This window comes from Streptomyces sp. NPDC041796, from assembly GCF_055590785.1.
Genome location: NZ_JBVJAH010000062.1, coordinates 1 through 6,845, shown reverse-complemented (window position 1 = coordinate 6,845; position 6,845 = coordinate 1). Strand labels below are relative to the sequence as shown.

General features: G+C 60.9%; 5 protein-coding genes and 1 pseudogene. 4 read left to right on the top strand and 2 right to left on the bottom strand.

The genetic code is table 11. The features are described from left to right. Window positions 1-194 precede the first annotated feature (194 nt). Window positions 195-608, top strand: a pseudogene (locus ACZ6C1_RS38340) (chaplin); the annotation flags it as partial. A gap of 89 nt (window positions 609-697) precedes the next feature. Here ACZ6C1_RS38340 and ACZ6C1_RS38335 read toward each other — a convergent pair. Continuing rightward, window positions 698-976: a hypothetical protein gene (locus ACZ6C1_RS38335; RefSeq protein ID WP_469247671.1), complete on the bottom strand. Its 279-nt coding sequence runs from the start codon at window positions 974-976 to the stop codon at window positions 698-700. A gap of 457 nt (window positions 977-1,433) precedes the next feature. Next, window positions 1,434-2,012: an ATP-binding protein gene (locus ACZ6C1_RS38330; RefSeq protein WP_469247667.1), complete on the bottom strand. Its 579-nt coding sequence runs from the start codon at window positions 2,010-2,012 to the stop codon at window positions 1,434-1,436. An 860-nt stretch (window positions 2,013-2,872) separates the two neighbouring features. Between ACZ6C1_RS38330 and ACZ6C1_RS38325 the strand changes: the two genes are divergently transcribed. From ACZ6C1_RS38325 to ACZ6C1_RS38315, 3 genes are all read left to right on the top strand, one after another. Further along, window positions 2,873-3,652: an SIMPL domain-containing protein gene (locus ACZ6C1_RS38325; RefSeq protein WP_469247666.1), complete on the top strand. Its 780-nt coding sequence runs from the start codon at window positions 2,873-2,875 to the stop codon at window positions 3,650-3,652. A 1,018-nt stretch (window positions 3,653-4,670) separates the two neighbouring features. Beyond that, a complete protein-coding gene (locus ACZ6C1_RS38320) occupies window positions 4,671-5,222 on the top strand; it encodes an AMIN-like domain-containing (lipo)protein (protein ID WP_469247670.1) in 552 nt (183 codons plus the stop codon). A 1,339-nt stretch (window positions 5,223-6,561) separates the two neighbouring features. Further along, window positions 6,562-6,845, top strand: a 284-nt coding sequence (locus ACZ6C1_RS38315) for a helix-turn-helix domain-containing protein (RefSeq protein ID WP_469247669.1), incomplete at its 3' end; no start/stop codon positions are given.

Sequence of the window (6,845 nt, the reverse complement as noted above, 5' to 3'; positions counted from 1 at the left end):
CGCGAACCGGGCATGCAACCCCGCCAGCACCCCGTCCCACCTCTCAACCAGCCCCACCCCAAGCTCAGCCATACTCCAACTCAACCACACACAAGCGTGATTGCAGTACTAGGTGTTGGAGTTGGAAGCACCGCATCCGGCTAACTCGAACAACACCGCCCCCTTTGCCACTACCTGCATAGCTTTGGCAGCCTATGCGAAATACGCTTGAGGCGAGAGTGACCCCATGTTTCGGGTCCGGCGTCAGAGTCGCGACGGCCCGCCCTCTATCTCTGCAGGCCGAGGTGCTCCGAGCCAGAGGAACGGCTCAGCCCAGTGCATCCTGCTCGCTCAGGACGGAGCCATCCCTTGCAAAGGGACCGAATCAACTCTTAGGAGATCTTCCGTTGTTCAACGTGCGAAGGGCCGCTGTCATTGCGGCAGCTACGGCCTCGCTGATCCTGGCCGGTGGAGCCGGCGCCCTTGCGGATGCCACCGCGGACGGTGAGGCGCACGGCTCTCCTGGTGTGCTGTCCGGCAACGTCATCCAGTTGCCCGTGCACATCCCAGTCAACCTGTGCGGTAACACACTCAACATCATCGGCCTGCTTAATCCCGCCTTCGGCAACTGGTGCGAGAACGAATCAGGAGGCGAGGTACGAGAGCATCACTACCGTGACCACGGCCATGAGAAGCGACACAGTAAGGGACACAAGTCTCACAAGTGCAGGAGCAAGTGTCCTTCACAAGAGGAAGAGTGCCCCACGGCAGGAAGCAGCTGTCCCTGCGAGTGTCCCTGCCCCACCCAGCCTCCCACTCCTACCCCGACCCCGCCCATGACGCCGTGCCCGACGCCGACGTCCACCGCGACCCCCACGCCGACGCCGACGTCCACCGCGACCCCCACGCCGACGCCGACGTCCACCGCGACCCCCACGCCGACGCCGACGTCCACCGCGACCCCCACGCCGACGCCGACGTCCACCGCGACCCCCACGCCCACCACGTACCCTACGCCGATGTCAACTCCTGCTCCTTAAGTTTGGTCTCGCTGGAGGCCGCTCTTGCCCTACGCCAACGGACTCCCCAAAGCGGCGCTTGCTCGCGGGCAACAGTTCCGTTGCCACAAGCGTCTGGCTTGGGGAGCCCGTTGGTGCTGCACGCTGTCGTAGCTCTTTCGAAGCGCTATAGCTGCGGTGTGGGAGAGGCGAAAGGAAACGACGGAGGAGTCGTACAGGGCCTCAAGCTGAGCCAGCAGCAACGGGTTGGGAACGGCGCGTCGGTGCAGAATGTTGGAGGGGTGCGTTGGCCGGCCCCCAGGTTGAGCCCCGCTGTCGTAAGGACCGGGCCCTTAGGGCGGGCATAGAAGAGTTGTGGGGGCCTCGGAAGGCGAAGCCTTTCTCATGCTGCTTGGTGCCGATCTGGCCTGATCCTCCTTCCTATCCGGCTCGGTCTCATGAGGACAGACTTGCAGTTTCTGGTTCTGTGGCCTCAGCATCAAATGCTGGATGGCTACACCCTGGTGTAAGGGTGAGGACGGCCCACACTTTCGTGCCGAAACGGGCCGTGACCTTTCCCCAGTTCTGGGAAAGCTCACGTACCAGTAATAGACCCCTGCCGTGCTCATCCAGCACCGAAGTGGAACGTTCGCAGATATCGCGGGGCGTAGAGCCGTTGTCTGTGACGTCGATCCGCAGACTTCCATCCTTGATCCCCAGGGCAAGGAGAATCGCCGAGGCGTTGCTATGGACGACGGCGTTTGTAAACAGTTCCGTCACCAGCAAGGTAGCCGCATCCGCTGCCTCGTCGGACAGGCCAGCCCCATATTTGGTGAGAAGGTCCCTAACGAACGCTCGCGCAATGGGCACTGACTTTACTTCTGCACGGAGGGTGACACAGGCTGACTGGGCGGGAAGCGTGACGGCCAGTTCCGGCGGACCTGAGCCATTGGATTTTCCCGACGGATGCGCATCGGGGGCGCTCTCGCCGTCTCGAGTCTGCGGCAGCTTTAACGGTTGATCGACTCGGTTCATGGACGGCCTGCCACTTCTTCACCGGGCGACTTTGACTTCTGCTCCTTCACGTTCTCGACTGCCGTTCCGGGCAACGCATGAGTGACGAAGCACTCCCAAGGAGGCACCTGCAGAGGAGACATGATTCAAAATCATGCCTTTGTCCCCAAAGTGGCCCACTCATGTACCGTAAGACGCTGGCCATTGCGAGTGGAACCGACATGTCTCGACGGCCCACGTTCTTAAACCGAGTCCTTTGTGGACAGCTTGATCAGGCGCCCGCAGCAGGCCACGCTGCTGCATGTCCGAGGGATGTGCAGTGGTGGCGGGTGGCGCGTTGGCGTGGTCGAGTCGGAGGTAGCCGGTGAACCAGGAGCATAGTGCGCTGACCCATCGGTGACGTCCAAGCCGGTCTTTCGGTTCGATGCCGTTGCAGAGCAATGCGGACTATGCCGCGCTGTCTGCGTGAAGACATCCGCTCGACGCCAACACCACCGCCACCACTACAAACACCAGGGCCGAGCACCGGTCTATCCGGAGGCTTCCATCAACCGGAGTGGCAACAGATGTCACGGCCCAGTGTTCGAACGGGCCCAGCAAGACCACATGCGTGGTGGGTGGTGCTGGATCCGTCAGCAACGAATTAGGCAGGACAGCCCTTACTGATCTTCACGTTGATGTGAGTCCGGTGTGGGTGAGGAAGGACCAGGGGAGTTGTACCCATGCCCAACCAACCCACCAAGCACTCCCCAGCTACGGGACAACCTTAGGGATTCCAAGCAAACGAGTGCCCGAGGGCTGGAGATGCGGCGTCATGATCAGTTGACGAGTTGCCTCTGGAGTGAGAAGGACGGGCTCGCCGTCTTCGGTACCTGCGCAACATGAGTGCAGGCGCGCTGCGCACCACTATTAGGAATCAGGAAATTATGTCTGGCCTCACTCCCTTGCCTCGTTACATCCGACGGCTGGCGAGCATGACAGTCATCACAGTGGCCCTCGCCGCGGTAAGCTCGTCACCCGTCTTCGCTGCCAACACAACCGACGATCCCTATCAAACGGTGTACGTCACCGGCCACGGTGAGGCGTCTGCGGCACCCGACTTAGCAGTGGTATCTGCAGCTGTCGAAGTAACCGAACCCACTGTCGCCCAAGCGCTCGCCTCTCAAAACACGGCCGCAGCAGCCATGCTGAACGCGACGCGAAACCAGGGCGTAGCTGAACAGGATATTCAAACGCAGGGGCTTTCTTTGACTCCTGTGTATGATCAGGCCAACACTCAGAAGCCCTCCAGTTACCAGGCAGGGCAGTCATTTTCTATTAAGGTACGGGACATTAACAAGACTGCTGCGGTGATTCAGGCCGCCATGGAAGCAGCAGGGGACGCTGGCCGCATCAACCGAGTCACGTTCGATGTGGAAGACTATTCTGCTTTGCATCAGGAGGCGAGAAATGATGCCTTCAAAGACGCTCAGCGGAAGGCCGAGCAGTACGCAGCGCTGAGCGGCATGACGCTCGGCCCACTGCTAACGATTGACGAAACAGACGGTGGCGGGGCTCGGCCCCTGCCGGTGGAACGCGCAGCCATGCACTCTGACTCCCCTCTGGCGCCAGGTAAGGTCCATAGCAGCGTCCTAGTCAGCGTGGCCTATGAACTGAGCTGACTGCCCGGGGTTCAGGTCCCTGTGCGGTGCCCTGCAATGGCGTCCCCACCGTTTGCTAGACGGCTAGGCTGCGTTGTCCGCGGAGACAAGCCGTCGATCAGAGATGCGTTTGATGCGGTCAGGAATCTATCCGTCCACGCACATACTCCAGGCCTAACCTAACAAGGGCGCCAAGGGCTGCGCTGGCCGCCATACCCAGACCTTTCCGTGCGCCTGCCCTCCACCGGGTCCATAAAGTCGCTTCTTCTCTTTGATCGCAAGAATTACATACTGGAGACTGGCTCTGTTCCTCGGGCGTCTTGGCTTTGTGAAACGCCTCCATTCCCTGCCCCACCCCCTTCTACAATGACAGAAACCTCACTTCCGCCCTTGCGGAGATCGTAAGCAGCGTGACCCAACACGAGTCTCACCGATCAAGCGGGGCCGGCCTCGCCACTCCCAGTGTCGCCATACATGCTCTTCCTCGCAGCTTGGCATCCAGACTGGGGCGGCGAGGCCACTGTCGGCAGGTCAGGCATGGCATGCGCACGGGAACGCGAGCACCGGAGCGACGACCGCGGCGCAGCCCTACGTATGCCTGAAGGGCCTCAGCACATGCCACCCACGGGTGCTTACAACAGCCCCCAAACGCCCCCGAGGTGTCCATGCCATCCCGCAGCTGTTAGCTGCATGCGCTGGTGCGACGAATGATTCGGGTCGCAAATCTTGACTCCAGGGGTCCCCGTCCTGCCCACCTGCGGCACAGGTGAGGACTGGGATCCAGGCGGCCGTTGATCGTGGGGCTATGCCGCGCGCTTGGAGAAGACGTCGATGAGCACAACGCCTTAGGCGACCATCAGAATGCGGAAGAGCACTGTTCAGATGCCGTCGTTGAGATGCAGCGCGTCGGGCAGGGCGATTCCAATGCCGCAATGTCATACTTTCTGAACGTGTGATTGCGCTCGCTGCTCATGGTCCTGGATACAGAGAAACACGATCCAGGGACGGGGCCAAAGAGGACATGGGTGAGGAAATGCTCGTGCGAAAATCCGGCACAGTGCTCGCGATGGTATCCTTAGCGATCTCTATGTTATTGGGGGGGCTTTCCGCTCCCACCGAAGCAGCTACCTGCAAGACCCCGTGGGGAAGTCTTCTTAAAGCCTCTGAATCACAGCGCTACGAATCACTTTTTAACATCCGGACCGGGCGGCATACTTGTTTTGACAGAATGGTGTTCGACATCCGCCCAGGTGTCTCCTCGCAAAGCGTGGGATACCGGGTCCGCTACGTCCGCCAAGTTTTTCAGGACGGAAGCGGCGACCTCATCCGTGTGAGAGGCGGCGCTGTTCTCGAAGTCCGGATCTCGGCCCCGAGTTACGACGTCGACACCGGCGAGCCAACGTATGACGGCAAGGTCGGCCGACCGCTTCCTCGCGTCACACTCGCCGGCTACAGGACCTTCCGCGACGCCCGGTTCGCTGGAAGCTTTGAAGGCGACACACAGGTGGCTCTCGGGGTACGCGCACGACTTCCCTTCCGGGTATTCAAGCTCAGTAACAAGGTCGTCCTAGACGTCGCTCATTCTTGGTAGCCATCCCCTACGTGGTGGACGCTTTCCTATACGCCCGGTTCCAGCTGGAGGGGGAGCCATGCGCAGCAAGAGTCCAGCCTGACGCGAATCATGCCCCACCCGCGTGCTGGCTGCAGGCAGTGTTGAAGGAGTCAGCGCGTACAGGCTTCCGACCACAGTGGCTGCGGCGTTTGGTGGTTCTCGCCAGGCAGGCGTCGGCAACGTGGAAGTCCCAAGCGGTTCTCCAAAGCAGAACACCAGGAGGGTCCAACCTCCCAGCAAAGATTATTTGCCGATCTTCCGTGGCGCTGGATGAGCACCTGGAGACCCTATAATGTGTGCTCGCAGGACCGACGGAGATTCGGGCTTCCCTGTCTCCAGCTCGAGGCGGCAGGGGCCGTAAAAACCATTTCACGATTCAATTAATGAAACTGCACGGCAGTCCACGCTTTGGTCCTCACGCCCTCGGCTCTTGAGCCTCTGTCGTCACAGCTGACGCCTCTATCCACCAAGAGCTAAGTCGATGATTCCCTGCAGAAGAATGGGGCCCTACAAATTTGCATTGCCTTGACGGGCAAACAACATCCCGCCGGGGAAGGATCACAGTGGCATACGAACGTCAGGCAAGAGGATAGGCATCAGTCTCGTGGAGAAGCTTCAAGGAAGGCCGGGTTCGCGGGAAGGGTCTGTCGCCCACGCTACCGCCCGAGGCATCCAGAAGTTCACAACACGGTTGTCTGCGGCTGCCAGTTCAGCGTCCTGCGCGGAAGCTGCTCTCTCGTCCACTGGCCCTGGCCGCATAGAGCATCGGAGATCCCTCCCTACATCCAGCCCACTTCGTACCTTAGAAAACGCCTCCCCTGACGAAGCTGTGGTGTACCGCGCGTTCTGCGAGTTGCACCAAGAGCTCTACCGCCAGTACGCGTATCTCCGACTGCACGACACGACGCTTGCACGAAGGTGCACCGAAGGCGCTCTGGGTGATCTGATGACAGTGTGGCGAGCTGCTCTGCGCAGTTCGCGTATCGAAGCGGTGGCTTGGCGAGTCCTCCAATCGTGGGTAGCACACGCATGTTGCGCCCGCCCCCTTCGTGAGCCGGCTAATCGCCTGTTGCCTCAACAGCAGGCTGATGCGCTCCTGCTGCGGAACCGGTTGTCGCTTACCCCCCGCCAGATTGGGGACGTCATAGGAATGGACGCAGCGTCAATCTCTGCACTGCTATCTATGGCGGAGAGAGCCTCTCCAGTAACCTGGCGCGTACCCGGAGGCAGGCAGTGAACCTTTTTCATCCTGCCTCTGCGGGGCTATAAGGCCTGGTCAACTGGGGTGGTGACGTGGCAGAGCCCCCGGTCGTTGGCGGTGTTGATTCCACTCGACACCGCCGACAGCCCGGGGGCTCTGCTGGTTCCGTATCCTTCCATGCTCGACGTCCCGTACGAGCTGGTCGAGCATGTCTCCTGGCTGATCTACGCCCGAAGGCGTGAACTGAACTCGCCGTGGAGACGACCCGGTTGCTTCACACAGGCCCTCCTCGCACTGGCCCATCTCCGCAAGAACGAGACGTTCGCCCAGCTCGCGGCAGGATTCGGCGTCCCGACCGCGACGGCCTGGCGCTACGTCGACCAGACCCTGAACGTCCCCGC

Bases quoted from the DNA above. Each gene is read 5' to 3' on its own strand.
- ACZ6C1_RS38325 (WP_469247666.1), top strand. From the start codon at position 2,873: ATGAGTGCAGGCGCGCTGCGCACCACTATTAGGAATCAGGAAATTATG.
- ACZ6C1_RS38330 (WP_469247667.1), bottom strand. From the start codon at position 2,012: ATGAACCGAGTCGATCAACCGTTAAAGCTGCCGCAGACTCGAGACGGC.